Raw genomic sequence first — 18,633 nt, forward strand, 5'->3', positions numbered from 1 at the left:
CCAAGGACCCTCTGATTAACAGTCAGATGCTCTAACCAACTGAGCTAAGGAGGAATGTTGCTTAATTGTGGGTGCAAATATAATAGTATTTTTTACACCCACAAAAAATATTTTAAATTTTATTGAAAAATCATATTGATAATATCATTACCGAAGATGAAAATCATTAATCCTAAGATAATTACAACACCAATCATTTGTGCTTTTTCTAAAACTTTTTCACTTGGTTTTTTTCCAGTGACCATTTCATAGATAGCAAAAACAGCGTGTCCACCGTCTAAACCAGGTATTGGTAGTAAGTTTATAAAGGCTAACCAAGCAGAAATCATTGCTGTAAATGACCAGAAAAATAACCAGTTCCATTCTGTTGGCATTTGTTTTACCATTCCAATCGGACCCGCAACTTGCTTACGACCATCTTTTACTTGGAATAATGTTCCAATACCACGTACTTGTGTTGCAATTGCTTCAAAAGGCTCTACAATTCCTTTTGCAATACCTTCTCCTATTGTATAATCTTCTCTCGAAATTAATGATTGTACATATTCAGTAGAAGCATTAAAACCGATTGTACCATCTTTATCTACATTTACCATCAATTCAATAGGTTCACCTTTTCTTTCGATACTTAAAGAAATCGTTTTTCCTTTGTAATCTTTCAATTTGTTTTTAAAATCAGAAAATAAAGGTGTTGTAAACCCATCCACTGCAATAATTTTATCACCCTTTAATAGACCTGCTTTTTGGGCAGCGCTATTATCCACGATAGAATCAACAACAGTTGGACTTTGCGGAATAAAGAAATTTCCTTTAGCATTCAAGATTTCTGTTCTAAAATCTTCTGTAATTGGTAATGATACTTCTTGTCCATCACGTTTTACATCTAAAGTTTCACCTCCCAACAAAGCTTCTTTGCCTATTTCGTTTAGTGCTTGATATTTTACACCATTTACACCAACAGGAATATCACCTTTCTGTAAACCAAATTTTGTTTGTGTTTCATTTGCTTCAATTCCATATTGCATTTTATTTACATCAATAAAACTTTTTCCTTGCGAAATAAAAAGTGCAGCATAAATAATCATTGCTAAAATGATATTGACAATAATACCACCTAACATAATAATTAATCGTTGCCAAGCTGGTTTTACTCGGAACTCGTAGGGTTTTGGTTCTTGTTTCATTTGTTCCAAATCCATGCTCTCGTCAATCATTCCCGAAAGTTTTACATAACCTCCAAGTGGTAACCAACCGATCCCATAAACGGTATCTCCAATTTTCTTTTTCCAAATGGCAAATTTCACATCGAAAAAACAAAAGAAACGTTCTACTCGAACGCCAAACCATCGTGCTGTAACATAATGTCCAAGTTCGTGCAACATTACTAAAAGCATCAAACTAAGCATTAAGGTAGCTATCTGTATTAACATATTATTTTAAATTTGATTATGTTCTAATTTTTAAATGACTACAAAATTAATTGTTTTTATTTACCAACGCATTTTATTTTTTCCATTCTAAGGTTTCTAACAATTTTTTTACATCTTTCTTGATGTAATCAACTGCAGGAGCTAATGAATCTGGCTTTGGTTGAGTTTTGAAATATACCGAACCTGCCAAAAAATTCTTGAGGCTATCGGTTGCATGAAATTGAATGTTAATTGCGGATTCTCCTCCTAACTCATACATAGTACCAAAAACCTTTCTTTCTGGAAAAGAAAATTCTTGAGGCGAAATAAAGCTGGCTTTAACCGTCTGTTCTTGTACAAAGCTTTCACTTTCTTTAATTTGAATGATTAAATCTTGAGGTGATTGAACTGGAAAATAAGTCAAGTAAATCGTTGCTTTCATGCTTGGATAAACAATATTAAAAGAGTTTGTTTTTTTCCCTTCTATAATTTTCCCAAAATTAGAATATTGAAATGTATAAGGAACATTTTCTTTAAATGTAAGGTAAGTTTGCTTAGGATATTCAAGACGAACTTGTCCCAAAGGCTTGGCGATATCCTCGCTTTTATTACATGACACAAAAAAAATAGCACTACTACATAATGCTATTATAGTTTTAAAATTCATGGTATAACGTAAAACGTTAGATTTTGTAAAATTCATTTAATAATTTAATTTCTAAAAAGGCAAATCGTCCTCTCCTTCATCGATAAAAGGAGGTTCAATTGTTGTATTTTCTTGTGTTTTCTGAACTTTGTTTTGTTCGTTTTGCATTGCTTGTCGTTGCTCATGATCAATTTTTGGTGTTAAAAATTCGATAGAGTTGGCAACAATTTCTGTTGTATAACGCATTTGTCCATTATCGTCCCATTTACGAGTTTTGATACGTCCTTCAACAAAAACTTTATCTCCTTTTTTTAGATAACGATCACATAATTCTGCCAACTTATTTCGTGTCACAATATTGTGCCATTCTGTTTCAGTAATACGTTCTCCTGTCCTCGAAATGTACGATTCTGTTGTGGCAATAGGAAATCGTCCAATGCAATTTTGTTCATCAAAATGATGCAATTTTACATCATCACCTAAATTCCCAATCAAAAGTACTTTATTCGTTGTTCCATTCATAGCTATAGATTTTTAGTGGCTTGTAACATACAAAGTTAATCCAAATAATGTTTATTTATAAATTTTTCTATTGGTTTTGGAAGCGGATAATCTTCGAGATCATTTAGAGAAATCATTTCAAAATTATTTTCTGCTTTCATTTTTGTTATTTCATTTAAAGATACATTTAATTTCCAATATTTTATAAATAAATTTTGATGGGATAAAACATGTTTTTCTTCGTCTATGAAAGTTAGTTTATTTTCAAGATTTTGATCTAAAATCCAACCTTTATCCAATAAATCAGTTTCAGTTTCAATTTTAGGAAAAGTGAATAAATTTTTCCAAACATCATTACCCGTTCGTTTTGAAAAAGCAATTGTTGATTCATTTTCGATAATGATAAAATGTAAAAAACGATTCGACACTTTTGTCTTTTTTAACTTTACAGGAAGTTCGGTCACTTTATTCAACCGAAGAGCTTCGCACGATTCGTTTAAAGGGCAAATTTCACACTTTGGTTGTTTAGGCGTACAAATCGTTGCGCCAAGATCCATTACGGCTTGATTAAAATCTCCTGGACGTTTTTTATCAATGATTTCTAAACCTAAATCCCAAAATATTTTCTTGGTTTTAGGTGAGCTTATATCATCCTCAATATTAAAATATCGAGCAAAAACACGAAACATATTACCATCTACTGCAGGGACAGCTTCATTGTAAACAATTGATGAAATAGCAGCTGCTGTATAATCTCCAATTCCTTTTAGTTTCTTTAAATCGTTAAAATTTGTAGGAAAATGTCCATTTAATTCATCAGAAATCACTTTCGAAGTGTAATGTAAATTTCTTGCACGCGAATAGTAACCTAATCCTTGCCAGAGTTTTAGGACTTTTTGCTCCTCTGCATTTGCTAAATCAAAAATTGTATCAAATTCTTGTATGAAATTATTGTAAAATTTCATACCTTGGTCAACCCTTGTTTGTTGGAGAATTATTTCCGATAACCAAATGCGAAAAGGGTCTTTTGTATGACGCCATGGTAAATCTCGTTTATTTTTGTCAAAATATGACAAAATCAGATAGTTGAAGTTCATAAAAACTATTAAAATGTTTTTTTGTTGAGATACATTCGTTATATTTGCACCCGCTTTCAAATTTAAGAATAATAAGAGGAATTATGACAAAGGCAGAAATAGTAAATAACATTTCAAGTAAATTAGGACTTGAAAAGAGCGATACTCAAAGAGTGGTAGAATCGTTTATGGAGGAGGTGATTAAATCATTAGTAGAAGGAGAAAATGTATACTTAAGAGGATTTGGATCTTTTACTATTAAAACTAGAGCAGAAAAAACAGGTAGAAATATCACAAAAGGTACGTCTATTATTATTCCAGCTCACAACGTTCCTACATTCAAACCAGCTAAGACTTTCATCGAAGATGTAAAGACTAGTGAAGCAAACGTAATCAAATAACAATAAAATAATTGTATCATGCCAAGCGGAAAAAAACGTAAAAGACATAAGGTAGCGACGCACAAACGCAAAAAACGTCGTCGTCTTAACAGACACAAAAAGAAAAAATAATTAGTAGCTCGCTATTAATAATTTTAGTCTTTTTACAAGATAGCACTTTTCAATGGAAATTTTGGAAAGTGCTTTTATCATTTTTAAAAACATAATTTTTTGATGAGTAAAGAATTAGTGATTTCAGCCTTAGCTGATCAAGTACGCATCGCAGTTTTAGATGAAGGTCGCTTGATGGAATTTCATCAAGACACTGCAAATGATGGCTTTGCAGTTGGCGACATTTACTTGGGTAAAATCAAAAAATTAGCTCCCAGTTTAAATGCAACCTTTGTTGACATTGGTTATTCGAAAGATGCATTTTTACATTATCATGACTTAGGTCCACAAATACGTTCGTCAAATGCTTACAACAAAATTGTAGCAAATGGAACGTACAAAACCGAAAAATTGAAAAACTTCCGTATGGAAAAACCAATTGACAAAGATGGTCTGATTACAGAAATCTTTGCACCAGGTGATTCCGTTTTAGTTCAAATTACAAAAGAACCAATCCATACGAAAGGACCAAGAATTACTTCTGAAATTTCAATTGCTGGTCGTTATTTAGTTTTAGTTCCTTTCTCGGAACGTGTTTCGATTTCACAAAAAATCAAACAAAAACCAGAGCGCGATCGTTTAATCAAAATTTTAGAAGGTTTAACACCCGAAGGCTTCGGAGTGATCATCAGAACTGTTGCTGAAGATAAAAATGCTGAAGAATTACAAGCAGACTTGGCTTATTTGTTGAACAAATGGACACAAGTTTTCAAAAATCTTCAGAAAAAGAAAGCTCCTTCTAAAATTCTTAGTGAAATGGACAGAGCTTCCTCTATCTTGAGAGATAATTTTAACGATGATTTTGTTAAAATTTCTGTTGATGATGCTGAATTAGCTGACGAAATGCGCGAGTATTTGGAAGTCATAGCACCAGATAAAGTAAATTTGGTGAAAGAATATGAAGATCCTTTTGTTCCAATTTTCGAAAAGTTTAATGTCGAAAGACAAATCAAACAAGCTTTTGGTAAAACGGTAACTATTCCTCAATCTAAAGGTGCTTACCTCGTGATTGAACACACAGAAGCGTTACACGTAATTGATGTAAACTCGGGAAATATTTCTCGTAACTCTAAAAATCAAGAAGATTCAGCTTTTGCCGTAAACAAAATTGCTGCTTCTGAAATTGCACGTCAGTTACGCTTACGCGATATGGGAGGAATTGTTGTGGTCGATTTTATAGACATGACTGATGCAGAACATAAAAAAGAATTGTTTGAGCATCTGAGAGCTGAAATGTCGAAAGAAAAAGCAAAACATAAGATTTTGCCACCAAGTAAATTTGGATTGATTCAGATCACAAGACAACGAGTTCGCCCAGAGGTGAATTTTATAACGACTGAAGAAAATCCGAACCAAGAATCGAATGAAGTAGAAGCACCTATCGTTACAATTGATAAAATTGAACAAGTGCTCTTGAATATCCTTGACAGAAAAGATAAGGATTTACGAAAAATGTCATTGCATGTGCATCCTTTCGTAGCGGCTTATTTACAACATGGATTGCCAAGCATTCAGATGAAATGGTTTTTTAAGCATAAAAAGTGGATTAAGATTGTGCCAAGAGATGCGTACAAATACTTACAATTTAACTTCTTGGATAAAGATCATAATACACTTTACAACGAATCAAATTAATAAAAAAACCTGCTCTATTGAGCAGGTTTTTTTAAGTTTTGTCAACACCTTGTTTTTGAGATTCTTTAAACTTTTCATCAATTTTTCTGTAATAATCACCGATAAAAACTTTGAATTCCACATCATTCATTTGACCCCCTTTACTCGGTTTCTGAATTAATATTTTATTGTCAAGTTTGATAGATTCTAGTGTTATCGTTGTAAAAGTTGTTGGTTTTTCTATAACTGTAGATTTTACTTCTAAAATTAAACCTGGTAAATTATTATATTTATTAGGTCCACATTTACTTTTAATATCCTTTGAAAACCAAGCTTCTACAAGATGAATATCGTTGTTTAAGATAGCTTTTCTTACTTTATAACCATTAATAATTTTAGTCTCTTTTGTAAGTTTCCAATCATTATTTTCGATTATATCACTAACCAAATAAGCTTTTCCATCAACGCTTTTTTCAATGATTTTTTCGTTAGAATTAAAATCTAAATATGTTTGTTTGTCAACTACATCTCCTTCAACGGTAAATATAGTCATTCTACTTCCCTGAGAATTATCAATTCGTTGAAGTTCTTTGGATAAACATTTATCTTTATCAACAAATAATTCATAGAATTTAGGTTTTGAATAAGCTTCTTCTAATTGTTTTGCCTTTTCGGGTGATGTATTTGAAATGGTTACAAAATTTCTAATTTCATATTCGACCTTGAATTTTTCTTGAGCAAAAGTCATGAAAGGAATAAAGAGCAATAGTAAGTATTTCATTTGTATTAATGAAAAGTGAATTAAATATACTAAAAAAAATAGAGAACTAATTAACAAAAGCTTTTCGCGATTTTCTTTATTTTAGCTAATTAATCCATTACGATGAAAAAAATCTTACGAATACTACTAAAATCCTTAGCTACTTTAGTATTACTTGTTATGGTATACTTGCTTGCAGTGGTTTTGTTACCGTTAATTCCTGTGCACAAGGAAAAACAGAAATCAACAGATCAAATAACGGCTTATATTTTAACAAATGGTGTACATACAGATATTGTGGTTCCTGTGAAATCTGAAGCAATTGATTGGTCATTTTTCGTACCATTTTCCGATACAAAATCGAAGAAAGAATATAAATACATTGCTTTTGGTTGGGGAGATAAAGGTTTTTATTTGGATACGCCAGAATGGAATGATCTTAAACTTACAACAGCTTTTAATGCTGCTTTTTGGTTAGGAGATTCAGCGATGCACACTACTTTTTATGATAATATGACAGTTGGCGAAGATTGCAAAAGAATCTCTTTGAGTTTAGAAGAGTATCAAAATCTGATCGTATATATTAAAAATTCATTTGATTTGGATCAAAATTCTAAAGTAGAATTGGTTGAAACAGATGCAGTTTATGGAGAGCGTGATGCATTTTATGAAGCGAAAGGAAGTTATAGCTTATTTTTTACGTGCAATACTTGGGCGTCAAGTGCCTTAAAAGCGGCAAATAAAAAAGCTCCTTTGTGGACAGCAACCCAACAAGGGATATTTTATCATTACAAATAACGTTGAATAAAATTATTTCTAATTCATTTTCAAAGAGTTGTTTGTTTTAGCGACTTTCAGCGCAAAAAAAAATAGTTTTAAGATTTGGAAGTAATAAAATTTGCTCTATATTTGCATCACAATATCGATAACGATACTCCTCCTTAGCTCAGTTGGTTAGAGCATCTGACTGTTAATCAGAGGGTCCTTGGTTCGAGCCCAAGAGGAGGAGCAAAAAAGACAATCATTACGATTGTCTTTTTTTATTTTACAAATATTTAACACTACATCACACAACCTTTTCTCCTCTTAGATCATCTTACAAGTAGAAAACAAAAAATAAATTTAGGATGAAATTTAGAAAAGTATTTAGCATTTTAGCAATATTAATGGTTATGGTATCATTTGCACAAAAAAATAATAAAATGGATTATTCGATGTACCCAGAAGCAAAAAAAGGTTACGAACAAAAAATTATCGTTCTTCAACCTCAAACGAACGAAGAAAATTATTCGGTTGAAATTTTTGCTAGTAAAAAAGTAATGGTTGATTCGTGCAATCGTTTTTTCTTAAGTGGAAATTTTGATCAGAAAACAGTAGAAGGATGGGGATATAATTACATTAATTTCGAATCGAATGGGAATGTCGGAGGAACTATGATGATGTGTCCAGATAATCAATCTGTAGAGAAAACAATCTACGCTCAGTCTTTACAAACACGTTACAACAGCAAATTGCCAATTGTAGTTTATGTACCGAAAGGTTATACGTTAGAATATAGAATTTGGAAAGCTGATGAAAAACTTAACTTGGTAAAATAATATTACAGATTTTAAATTGAAAAAGCTCGAGAAATTCTCGAGCTTTTGTATTTTAATGGAAAACCAATTGTGTAATAGTATAAATAATCAAACCAACAAGCCCTCCGACAAGCGTACCATTTATCCGAATAAATTGTAAGTCTTTACCAACTTCCAATTCTAACTTTTCGCTCAGTTCTTTTCCTTCCCATTTATCGACTGTATTACTAATCAAACTTTCTACTTCTTTCACATTTCTCAAAATCATGCGGTAAATAAAATGACGTACCCAACTATTAATTTTATCAATCATTTCTTGGTTATCATTCAAATTCTCGGTTAATTTTTTAATGTTTTTATTGATATAAACTTGTATCGCAGAATTTGGATCATCAAAGCTTTCTGTCAGACTTACTTTAAGAGTCAACCACAAATCTGAGGCATATCCATTTAATCTTTCTTTGGTGATAAACTCATCTCGAAGCGATTCTAATTTCAATTTCCAATCGGGCGATTCTTTTACATTCAAAATATTTTCTCGAATAATTCGTTCGATATTATGACGAACTGGGTGTTCTTTGTCATTCTCTACCTCATCCAAAAAACTCACCACTCCTTCCACTACTCCTTTTGAAATTTTTTTTCCTGCAAAGAATGAAATGACAGGATGTTTTTCGTTTAATTTATCTTTAATAATCAAATCACTTTCGATGATATATTCTTTGGCTTTCGGAATAATTGCTTCTAAAATTTCATTGTGCTTTTCTTTTTCGAGGATATATTCTAAACTTGTTGAAACCAATTCTGGAAGATCAAACTGTTTTAAAATCTCATCCCCTTTTAACGTGATAAAATCAACCACATCTTTATCATCTAAATCTTTGACAATCTTCTTCAAAAAATTAATCAATTCTACTTGTAACATTTCTTGATTAGTCGGTTTATTCAACCAATCAGCTGCATATTTCACCACTTCTAACTTAACGATATACGGACGAATAGTAGAAGGAGTTAAAAAATTGTCTGTTACAAATTGCCCCAAATTATCACCTATTGCATTTTTACTATTTTCGATCAAATTTGTGTGTGGAATTTTTAGCCCTAATGGATAACGAAACAAAGCAGTAACCGCAAACCAATCTGCAAGTGCTCCAACCATAGCCGCTTCGGCAAATGACTCTACATAGCCAATCCAGTTTGCAGGAGAATATTGATTCAAATAAACCATCAAAAAGTAAACAAAAGCCATCAAGATAAATAATCCTGTTGCAATTGCTTTATGTTTTTTGAGGTTTTTTATTTTCTGAAGTTCAGTCATAAACGTATTTTGAAAGAATTGAAGCAAAAATTTAGCCAATCAAAAAAGCGGAGAATTCTCCGCTTACAAATTTATGTATATAATTTATTTACTTTCTTGAAAAACCAATAATGCTACATTTGCACTTGATAATAATCGTTGGCTGTGATTGATGGTAAACAAGCGTTCGAAAGATGTTAATTCTCTATGTACAACTCCTAAAACATCAATATTGTTTTGGGTACAAAAATTAATTAATCCTCCTTCTACATCTTTGTTGGTTTCTATCGTAACAATAGCTTCAGGATATTCGGATTGCCATTCTTTTTTAACGTTTAACATTTCTGGTGTAATTGACTTGTCATCGACATGAACAATATTCAACAATTTTCCGTAACGACTTGTCACTTCTTCCATCTCAGCCAAAGCCTTCGATTCGTTTTGGTGAAACAAGGTTGCAAAAGCAAAATTTCTTTCTTCCTTGAATTTTACTTGATTTGGAACAACCAACACAGGAACGGGTGAATTATTGATTACATTTACTGTATTCGAACCAAAAAACTTTTTACCTAAACTATTTTGTCCATTTGTTCCCATTACAACATATCGAATATTATCTTTATTGATAATGTCTAAAATCATTAACAATAAGTCACCCACAATCAACGAACTTTCTATTTTGACATGTTCTAAGTGATTTTCTTTTGCTATGTTTTTTAATTTATTGATATAGTTTTCAAAGTTTTCTTCTGTTACATCAAGATAATTTCTAAGATTAGGTTGTACCGAAACTAACTTGATATCTGTATTTAAAACTTTTGCGAGATTTAAAGCATATAAAAAAGCATTGTTTGCTGTTTCAGAAAAATCCGTTGGAAATAATATTTTAGCCATAATTTAATTCATTAATGTGTTCTATTCTTTTTATAAATTTACAATTAATATTATGTCTATCCATAAAAAAAGCCTTGATTTCTCAAGACTCTATTATTTTTTATTCGTTTTTAATAACCAAAGCGGCGCAAATCATTTTCTTTGCTTCTCCAATCTTTTCGCACTTTTACAAAAAGTTTAAGGAATACTTTCTTATCAAAGAATTTTTCTAACTCTTCTCGAGCTTCTTTTCCTACTTTTGATAACGATTCGCCTTTATGTCCAATAATAATTCCTTTTTGAGAATCTCGTTCAACATAAATTTCAGCTTCAATCGAAATTAAATTCAAATCTTCTTTGAATCGCTCTGTTACGACTTCTACAGAATAAGGAATTTCTTTTTGATAGTTTAATAAAATTTTTTCGCGTATCACTTCGTTCACAATAAAACGCTCTGAACGATCTGTTAATTGTTCTTCTGGATAATATTGCGGACCTTCTGGAATGATTGCTTTAATTTTATTAATCAACAAATCGACATTTACATTTTCCTTTGCCGAAATGGGCAAAATCTCGGCCTTAGGTAATAATTCGTGCCAATATTCTACCGCTTCATTCAAACGATCTGGTGTAGCAGTATCAATCTTATTCAACAATAAAATAATGGGTGTCGATGTTTTTTGCAGACGTTCAAAAACTTCTTCGTTTTTCAAACGTTTTTCTCCGATTTCCACAACATAAAGAATCACATCAGCATCTACCAACGACTCTTTTACGGCGTCCATCATTTTGGTTTGTAACTCATATGCAGGATCTAATACGCCTGGTGTATCAGAAAATACAATTTGATAATCTTCTCCTGTCAAAATACCTTTGATACGATGACGTGTCGTTTGCGCTTTGTGTGTCGCAATTACAAGACGTTCTTTCATCAACATATTCATCAAAGTAGATTTCCCAACATTTGGATTACCTATGATGTTTACAAAACCGGATTTAAATTTCTTTTCGTCTGACATTCTGCAAATTTAGTGATTTCTATAATATTATTTCAGATTAATATGTTGAAGAAAAGATTAATCTTCTAATGAAATTTTAGTTTCATAAAATTGATTTTGGTCTGTATTTTGAATAATTCTAATTAACATCAAAAAAAGATGACAAAAGTTATGGTTTTTTGAAAAATATGATTAATTTCATACAAGTGTTATGGAAAAATTAAATTAACCAAAATTTAAAAAAATGATGAAAGCAGAGCTTATTGAAAAAGAAGAAGTAAGAAACTATAAGTTTTTAGATGCACCAAAAGACGAAGTAACAGTAGAAGTAAATAAGTTGAATGGTGCTGTTAGATTAGGGAATGAATTCAAATCGAAAGCATATATCACTTTTCAAACGGATCAAGGTCCAAAGAAAATCGAAACAACTGTATGGTCTGTTATGGATAAATTTTTGCAAATTAAAAATGGTGTTTTGATACCTTTGAAATCTTTAATTGATATTCAATACTAATAATTGTTTATGACTTAAACTAAAATGGGGACACTACATGTAGTGTCCCCATTTTAGTTGTTATTGATTATCATCTGATTCATTTAACAATTTAATTAACTCTTTTCGAATAGCGGCTTTGTCCTTACTTTTTGGAAATTCTCCAATAAAAAAAGTTTGTTGTGGAACTTCATTGCGTTCCAATTCGCTTTTCTGAATATCAACATGTTCTGTAAATCGACTTTCTATCACCAAAGAAATCACATCCTCTGTACTTCCTTGCTTCGGAAAAGTCACTACACTAAAATTATAATCAATATATGGTTTTAGTTTCTCTTCTATCACTTCTAAATTGACAACATCTTTTCCATTTAGCTTGCATTCGTTTCCTGAAATCCATCTAAACTTCTTCTGATCATCAGAAATAACAGCTTGTCTATACAGATTTAAAGACTCATCTTCATAAGGCGAATTTAAAACCAAATGGCCTTTTTCATCTTCAGAAAGTTCTATTTTATCTAAAACAGTATACTCTATATCATCTATATTTTTTACTGCAATCGGAAAACCATTTGCGGTAAACACTTGGTAAAAACTTGTTTTTTTATGATCTTTTAATTTCTGAATCAACTCATGTGATAAATGATCACTTTCGATCGCAATTTTTTCTATTCGAGCTAAATCGTCAAATGAATTTTCTAATTGATTTTTTGTCAAATAAGCATAATTCAAAGCATAACCAATTTCGCTTTGACCCTCGTTAGTTAACGGAATTTTCACTTGATCCGAATCTTCGTGACAATACAAATCAAATCCTCCTTCTATCGCTTGTACCAGGGATATTTCTCCTTCATTTTCTAACACAGATGAAATTAACAGAGACGAATCACCGCTCTTTAATCCTAAAAAACGATTCAATGATTGAAAAGTTTCATTTACAAACTGTCGATTAAACGTTGACGTATAAATATTATCTTCTTTCATATAATGAAAATTAAACATCTCATTTTTTCCATCGATTTTTTCCATCAATTCAAAAATATCATCCTGCCATTGAAAGGTATTCTTATCTTGAAATTCATTTAGAATTTCAGAAATCTTCTTTTTACTAAACTCTAATTTCATAATAGCTATTTTTTGTGCGGTTTTAATATATTGATAATCAAATTCAATCAATAATTTGACCAAAGGCATTTCAATTTCTATATTTATTGCTGTTGTTGAAAAAAAGTTGAAAAAAGAGCTCTCAAAAAATGGTAATTTTATAAAATCTAATAGATTATTATTTATCTTAGCAAGATGAATCACAAAACAGATTTTTCGAATTTAAGATTTAAACGAAATCTAAATTCTAATCCATCACATATAGAGTCATTTGAGTTAGATAGCTTACAGGTAAAAAGTGATTACGATTATAATGATGTAAAAGATTTAAAACAATTGGATTTTTTACCTGGTGTTGCACCTTATTTACGTGGTCCTTATTCTACAATGTATGTTCGTCAACCATGGACAATTCGTCAATATGCAGGTTTTTCTACTGCCGAGGAATCAAATGCATTTTACAAAAGAAATTTAGCTGCAGGACAAAAAGGTCTTTCAGTTGCGTTTGATTTGGCTACACATCGCGGTTATGATTCTGATCACGAACGTGTTGTTGGAGATGTTGGAAAAGCTGGTGTAGCAATTGATTCTGTAGAGGATATGAAAATTTTATTTGATGAAATTCCATTGGATAAAATTTCAGTTTCGATGACAATGAACGGAGCTGTACTTCCTATTTTAGCTTTCTACATTGTAGCGGCTGAAGAACAAGGGGTTTCGCAAGAACAACTTTCGGGTACAATTCAGAATGATATTTTGAAGGAATTCATGGTACGTAATACATACATTTATCCACCAACACCTTCGATGAAAATCATTGCTGATATTTTCGAATATACTTCTCAAAACATTCCGCGATTCAATTCTATATCTATTTCAGGTTACCATATGCAAGAAGCTGGAGCTACTCCTGTTTTGGAAATGGCATATACATTAGCAGATGGTTACGAATACGTAAAAACTGGATTAGCTGCCGGATTAAAAGTTGATGATTTTGCTCCTCGTTTATCATTTTTCTGGGCAATTGGAATGAATTTCCCTCAAGAAATTGCGAAAATGAGAGCCGCTCGTATGCTTTGGGCAAAATTGATGAAGGAATTTGAACCTCAAAATAAAAAATCATTAATGCTAAGAACGCATTGTCAAACTTCAGGTTGGAGTTTAACAGAGCAAGAACCATATAACAATATTGGTCGTACAGCAATCGAAGCTTTAGCTGCTGCATTAGGAGGAACGCAGTCTTTACACACAAATGCATTAGACGAAGCCATCGCTTTACCTACCGATTTCTCAGCACGAATTGCACGAAATACGCAAATCATTTTACAAGAAGAAACACAAATTTGCAGAACTGCAGATCCTTTTGGTGGTAGTTTTATGATTGAGTCATTGACAAATGAAATGGCAAATCAAGCGTGGGAATATATTCAAGAAGTTCGCGAATTAGGTGGAATGACACAAGCGATAGAAGCGGGAATCCCGAAAATGCGTATTGAAGAAGCTGCTGCAAAAAAACAAGCCAAAATAGATTCTGGCGAAGTTTCAATTATAGGTGTTAATGCCTATCGTTCGAAATTAGAACAACAAGAGTTTGAAATTCTTGAAGTTGACAACACAACTGTTCGTCAAAAACAAATTGATCGATTAAATCAAATAAAAGCAGAGCGTAATAACGAAGCTGTTCAAGAGATATTAGCGCAATTAACAAAAGCTGCTGAAACAGGTGAAGGAAATTTATTAGAATTATCTATCGAAGCGGCTCGTCGTCGTGTAACGTTAGGTGAAATTTCTGATGCTTTAGAAACTATTTTTGGTCGTCACAAAGCAATTACAAGAGGAATTCAAGGGGTTTATGCTATGGAAGCAGGAAAAATGAATAAATTTGAAGAAGCTCGCAATTTAGCAGACGAGTTTGCAGAAGAGGATGGTCGTCGCCCTCGTATTATGGTCGCAAAAATGGGACAAGATGGTCACGATCGCGGTGCTAAAGTTGTTGCAACATCATTTGCTGATATGGGATTTGATGTCGATATTTCGCCATTATTTCAAACACCAGCAGAAGTTGCTAAACAAGCAATTGAAAATGATGTTCACATTTTAGGAATTTCTTCTTTAGCTGCAGGACACAAAACATTAGTGCCAGAAGTAGTAAAACTATTAAAAGAATTAGGTAGAGATGATGTATATATTGTTGTCGGTGGTGTTATCCCACGTCAAGATTATGATTACCTTTATCAAAATGGCGCAGATGCGATTTTTGGTCCAGGAACCAATTTAGCAGAATGTGCGTGCGAAATTTTAGAGAATTTATTGAAATCTTATAAATAAATCTATTTTAGTTTAAGTATTCCTGTCTATTGACAGGAATATTTTTATATTTATACCACACAAACCAACAAGCGATATGAATAAAACTCTTCGAAATATTATCTTAATCATCTGTACAATTTTTATTTTATGGTTTATTGGATACTTTTTAATTGGAGATTTTATTAGTTTAGAATTTGCGAATCATGAGTTTGCAAAACTATTCCCAAAGATTTTAACCTTTGCTACAGCTGTCAGCATTTATATCCTGTTTCTACTTTCTATTAAAAATAAAAATGGTTGGAGTTTTATGAATGTGATGAAATTTATCTTAGGCATTATATTTAGCTTACTTCCTTTATTAGCCTTTGAATATTATAACATTGGAAGTTGTACAAATTGGAAAGTTGACAAAAAAATTAAAGAAACGCTTTACAAATCAAACTCTTCTGAATCTGAAAAAATAGTATTATTTGAAACATTTTGCCCAGAATCAAACTTGAGAACAACTCAAATAAAACGAATTGTAGAAATTACGCCTCTTTTTATCACTACTTCTGATTTTGATGTTTCGAAAATCTCAGATAAAAGTTGGAAAAAACTTTAATCAAAATTAAACTTTATCCTAATTTAGATGTCTAACAGATGAAGAAATCAATTCATCTCATGACAAAATATATTTTTGCACTTCTTATTAGTTTCGTCACAACACTCTCTTTTGGACAAGATAAAATTACCATTACAGGAAAAGTAACCGATGGACTTCATTATCCATTAACTGATGCTGAGATTATATTAGGTAATCAATCCGATTCGACAAAAATTGTTTCTGCAACAACAAATGAATCAGGCGTTTTTAAACTTGAACTTACTCCACAAGAAAAACCCGTTTACTTGATTATTGATGATGCTTTAGAAGGTGTTTTCAAGCAAAGTTTTGAGTCTCTAAAAAACAACATTGACCTTGGTACTGTTATCATTAATCCGATGATTTATGATTTGGACGAAGTGATTGTAACCAATGTAGAACCCATTGTTGTAAAACAAGATACAATCGAATATAATGCGGATTCATACAAAGTAAAACCAAATGCAAACTTAGAAACCCTATTAAATGAGTTGCCTGGTTTTGAGATGGACGAAGATGGAAAAATAACGGTAAATGGCAAGAATGTTAATGAAATTTTGATAGATGGAGAACCTTTTTTGGAACAGATGGAAAAGTCGCATTAGAAAATTTACCAGCTGATATCATCAAAAAAATTCAGGTTTCGGATTATAAAACGAAAAACGAAAAATTTTCTGGCGAACGCTCTAAATCTGATAAATCTTCGTTGAATATTACCTTGAAAGAAGACAAGAAAAAAGGTTATATGCTGAAGGCCACAGCTGGTTATGGAACAGCTAATCATTACGAAGGTAATTTAATGGCAAACTATTTTAAAGGAAAAAAGAAAATTAGTCTAATTGGTTCTTCAACTGATATTGCGTCTTCGGGAATGACAAATGGAGAAGGTTCGAGAGGACAAGGCAGAATGGGAAGAAGAAATTCGAACGGTGTTACAAACAATACATCAATTGGACTGAATTATAGTGATCAATTAAATGATAATTTGAAGATTGGTGCTGATTATAGACTGAATCATTCCTATACAAAAAACGCCCAATTCAAACACATCGAAAACTTTGCTCCAAAAAACACGTATATATCTGATGCAAATTCTAAAACAAAAAATGAAACCTATGGTCATAACTTTGGAACAAATTTAGAATGGACAAAAAACAATACGAAGATCTATTTTTACCCGTCTTTTAACAATTCTTCATCAACAAAATCCTCTATTTCGGATAGTAAAACCTATTCAGATTTAGGAGATTTAAGAAATCAAATGAACCAAACATCCGATGCAAAATCAAATTCGAACATCTTCAAAACGATTTTATCACTTAATCAACAATTCAAGAATAAATCTTATTTAGACTTTAATTCGGATATTTCGATTGGCAAAACAGATCGCAATTCATTCATAAATTCGACAACTTTATATACAACTGATTCGATTGATGATATTTATCGAAATGTAAATGAACAAAATATTTCGAAAGATAATTCGTATAATTTTAACGTAAAATATACCTATCCCATTTCTGATTCTTTAAAAATTGCAGTTGGTACTGCATATAATTTAACCGATTCTGAAACCAATAATAGAACGTTAAATTACAATGAAACTACTGGAGAATATGATAACTTGAACACTGATTTGACACGATTTTATTCCACTCGACTGAATGAACTTAATCCATTCACTCAATTATTATTGAACAAAAAGAAGATTTCTGCAACCTTAAGATTAGGTGCAACGATTTATAATCAACAAAATTTTGGAATATTTAAAGCAGCTGATTATCGTTCGACACAAAACAAAACTTTACCAGATATTTCGGGTAATATTCGTTATCAAAATGGAAACAACTCGCTTTCTTTGTTGTATAATTATCAAACAAGTTTAGCTTCGACTTCACAAGTTTTACCAATTATAGACGAAACGGATCCGTTAGATGTTTTTAAAGGTAATCCTGATTTAAACCCTAATAAAGCACATCGAATCAATTTAATGTTTAGCAATTTTGATCGAAAAACACGTCAAGGATTCAATGCAAATTTAGGCTATACCTACAACGAATCGAATATTGTTAATTATACCGAAATGGATTATTCGATTTATAAAAGAACAACAACTTACGAAAATGTCAAAGGAAATTATCGCCTAAATGGTAATGTTTTTTTCAATAAACACTATCAAAAAGGAAACAATAAATTTAGAATTAATATTGGTACATCTGCAAGTTATGCATTAACACAAGGTTTTAGGGATGCTGTAAAATATGAACAGTACAACACGACTTTATCACCTATGCTAAGATTAAATTGGGATTACGGCGATTATTTAACAATTTCTCCATCGTACCGTTTAAACTTTACCAATTCTAAATATGTCAATTATTCGATTGACAATCAGAATAATATAACGCACAATTTCGGAATTAAAACGATTTCTACTTTTCCTAAAAATTTGACATGGACAAATGATTTCAGCTACAATTATAATTCGAGAATGGCAGCAGGTTTCAAGCGCGATTTCTTTTTATGGAATACAAGTTTAATGTATCGTTTCTTTGATGATAAATTAGAAGCTGGAATAAAAGTATATGATTTATTGAACCAAAATAATAGTTATACGCGAACAATTAATGCAGAGTCTGTCGTTGATCAACGTAACAATATTTTGACGCAATTCATCATGTTTTCATTAACTTTTAACCTCAATCAATTTGGAGCAAAAGTAAGCAAAACAGGAGATGGAAATCGATATAGAGAAAGTAGTGGAATGCAAATACAATAAAACAAAAAAGGCTCAATATT

General features: G+C 31.5%; 18 protein-coding genes and 1 tRNA gene. 10 read left to right on the forward strand and 9 right to left on the reverse strand.

Features of this window, described 5'->3' with window-relative positions:
- Positions 1 to 119 precede the first annotated feature (119 nt).
- The 4 genes from rseP to mutY all read right to left on the reverse strand — a co-directional run bounded on the left by rseP (position 120) and on the right by mutY (position 3,653).
- On the reverse strand, positions 120 to 1,430 hold the full coding sequence (gene rseP / locus Q0616_RS11120; RefSeq protein WP_260541720.1) for an RIP metalloprotease RseP: 1,311 nt from the start codon (positions 1,428 to 1,430) through the stop codon (positions 120 to 122).
- A 73-nt stretch (positions 1,431 to 1,503) separates the two neighbouring features.
- Positions 1,504 to 2,112, reverse strand: coding sequence for a gliding motility lipoprotein GldD (locus tag Q0616_RS11125; RefSeq protein WP_225532485.1), 609 nt, complete (start codon positions 2,110 to 2,112; stop codon positions 1,504 to 1,506).
- 15 nt (positions 2,113 to 2,127) lie between these two features.
- Positions 2,128 to 2,577, reverse strand: coding sequence for a single-stranded DNA-binding protein (gene ssb / locus Q0616_RS11130; protein ID WP_171623483.1), 450 nt, complete (start codon positions 2,575 to 2,577; stop codon positions 2,128 to 2,130).
- 35 nt (positions 2,578 to 2,612) lie between these two features.
- On the reverse strand, positions 2,613 to 3,653 hold the full coding sequence (mutY, locus tag Q0616_RS11135) for an A/G-specific adenine glycosylase (protein ID WP_225532486.1): 1,041 nt from the start codon (positions 3,651 to 3,653) through the stop codon (positions 2,613 to 2,615).
- An 83-nt stretch (positions 3,654 to 3,736) separates the two neighbouring features.
- Here mutY and Q0616_RS11140 point away from each other — a divergent pair, with 83 nt between their 5' ends.
- Both Q0616_RS11140 and Q0616_RS11145 read left to right on the forward strand, forming a co-directional pair.
- Positions 3,737 to 4,033 carry an HU family DNA-binding protein gene (locus Q0616_RS11140; RefSeq protein WP_092909071.1) on the forward strand — a complete coding sequence of 99 codons (297 nt, stop codon included), beginning with the start codon at positions 3,737 to 3,739 and terminating at the stop codon, positions 4,031 to 4,033.
- 213 nt (positions 4,034 to 4,246) lie between these two features.
- Positions 4,247 to 5,818, forward strand: coding sequence for an Rne/Rng family ribonuclease (locus tag Q0616_RS11145; RefSeq protein ID WP_171623485.1), 1,572 nt, complete (start codon positions 4,247 to 4,249; stop codon positions 5,816 to 5,818).
- A gap of 31 nt (positions 5,819 to 5,849) precedes the next feature.
- Here Q0616_RS11145 and Q0616_RS11150 read toward each other — a convergent pair whose 3' ends face one another.
- Positions 5,850 to 6,635, reverse strand: a complete 786-nt coding sequence (locus tag Q0616_RS11150) for a GLPGLI family protein (RefSeq protein WP_298776977.1) — start codon at positions 6,633 to 6,635, stop codon at positions 5,850 to 5,852.
- A gap of 45 nt (positions 6,636 to 6,680) precedes the next feature.
- Between Q0616_RS11150 and Q0616_RS11155 the strand changes: the two genes are divergently transcribed.
- The 3 genes from Q0616_RS11155 to Q0616_RS11165 all read left to right on the forward strand — a co-directional run bounded on the left by Q0616_RS11155 (position 6,681) and on the right by Q0616_RS11165 (position 8,155).
- Complete coding sequence (locus tag Q0616_RS11155; protein WP_298776978.1) at positions 6,681 to 7,355, forward strand: TIGR02117 family protein; 675 nt, start codon at positions 6,681 to 6,683, stop codon at positions 7,353 to 7,355.
- A gap of 137 nt (positions 7,356 to 7,492) precedes the next feature.
- Positions 7,493 to 7,566, forward strand: a tRNA-Asn gene (locus tag Q0616_RS11160).
- A gap of 118 nt (positions 7,567 to 7,684) precedes the next feature.
- The gene (locus Q0616_RS11165; RefSeq protein ID WP_171623488.1) at positions 7,685 to 8,155 is read left to right on the forward strand and encodes an ecotin family protein; all 471 of its coding nucleotides are present in this window, start codon (positions 7,685 to 7,687) and stop codon (positions 8,153 to 8,155) included.
- Between the two features lie 52 nt (positions 8,156 to 8,207).
- Here Q0616_RS11165 and Q0616_RS11170 read toward each other — a convergent pair whose 3' ends face one another.
- The 3 genes from Q0616_RS11170 to era form a co-directional block, all read right to left on the reverse strand.
- A complete protein-coding gene (locus Q0616_RS11170; RefSeq protein WP_225539590.1) occupies positions 8,208 to 9,452 on the reverse strand; it encodes a DUF445 domain-containing protein in 1,245 nt (414 codons plus the stop codon).
- Between the two features lie 84 nt (positions 9,453 to 9,536).
- Complete coding sequence (locus tag Q0616_RS11175; protein WP_171623490.1) at positions 9,537 to 10,325, reverse strand: universal stress protein; 789 nt, start codon at positions 10,323 to 10,325, stop codon at positions 9,537 to 9,539.
- A 110-nt stretch (positions 10,326 to 10,435) separates the two neighbouring features.
- Positions 10,436 to 11,323, reverse strand: a complete 888-nt coding sequence (gene era, locus Q0616_RS11180) for a GTPase Era (protein ID WP_171623491.1) — start codon at positions 11,321 to 11,323, stop codon at positions 10,436 to 10,438.
- Between the two features lie 223 nt (positions 11,324 to 11,546).
- Between era and Q0616_RS11185 the strand changes: the two genes are divergently transcribed.
- Positions 11,547 to 11,816, forward strand: coding sequence for a hypothetical protein (locus Q0616_RS11185; RefSeq protein WP_171623492.1), 270 nt, complete (start codon positions 11,547 to 11,549; stop codon positions 11,814 to 11,816).
- A gap of 60 nt (positions 11,817 to 11,876) precedes the next feature.
- Here the strand turns inward: Q0616_RS11185 and Q0616_RS11190 are convergent, their stop codons facing one another.
- Positions 11,877 to 12,920 carry a hypothetical protein gene (locus tag Q0616_RS11190; protein ID WP_298776980.1) on the reverse strand — a complete coding sequence of 348 codons (1,044 nt, stop codon included), beginning with the start codon at positions 12,918 to 12,920 and terminating at the stop codon, positions 11,877 to 11,879.
- Positions 12,921 to 13,094: 174 nt separating this feature from the next.
- On the opposite strand from Q0616_RS11190, the gene scpA reads away from it, so the two are divergent.
- From scpA to Q0616_RS11210, 4 genes are all read left to right on the forward strand, one after another.
- Entirely contained in the window at positions 13,095 to 15,227 is a 2,133-nt protein-coding gene (gene scpA / locus Q0616_RS11195; protein WP_298776982.1) for a methylmalonyl-CoA mutase, read from the forward strand.
- A 76-nt stretch (positions 15,228 to 15,303) separates the two neighbouring features.
- Complete coding sequence (locus Q0616_RS11200; RefSeq protein ID WP_298776983.1) at positions 15,304 to 15,813, forward strand: hypothetical protein; 510 nt, start codon at positions 15,304 to 15,306, stop codon at positions 15,811 to 15,813.
- A 59-nt stretch (positions 15,814 to 15,872) separates the two neighbouring features.
- Positions 15,873 to 16,439, forward strand: a complete 567-nt coding sequence (locus tag Q0616_RS11205; protein ID WP_298776984.1) for an Ig-like domain-containing protein — start codon at positions 15,873 to 15,875, stop codon at positions 16,437 to 16,439.
- Positions 16,440 to 16,579: 140 nt separating this feature from the next.
- Positions 16,580 to 18,613, forward strand: coding sequence for an outer membrane beta-barrel protein (locus Q0616_RS11210; protein WP_298776985.1), 2,034 nt, complete (start codon positions 16,580 to 16,582; stop codon positions 18,611 to 18,613).
- Positions 18,614 to 18,633 lie beyond the last annotated feature (20 nt).

Source organism: uncultured Empedobacter sp., assembly GCF_937930195.1.
Taxonomy (GTDB): Bacteria; Bacteroidota; Bacteroidia; order Flavobacteriales; family Weeksellaceae; genus Empedobacter; species Empedobacter stercoris.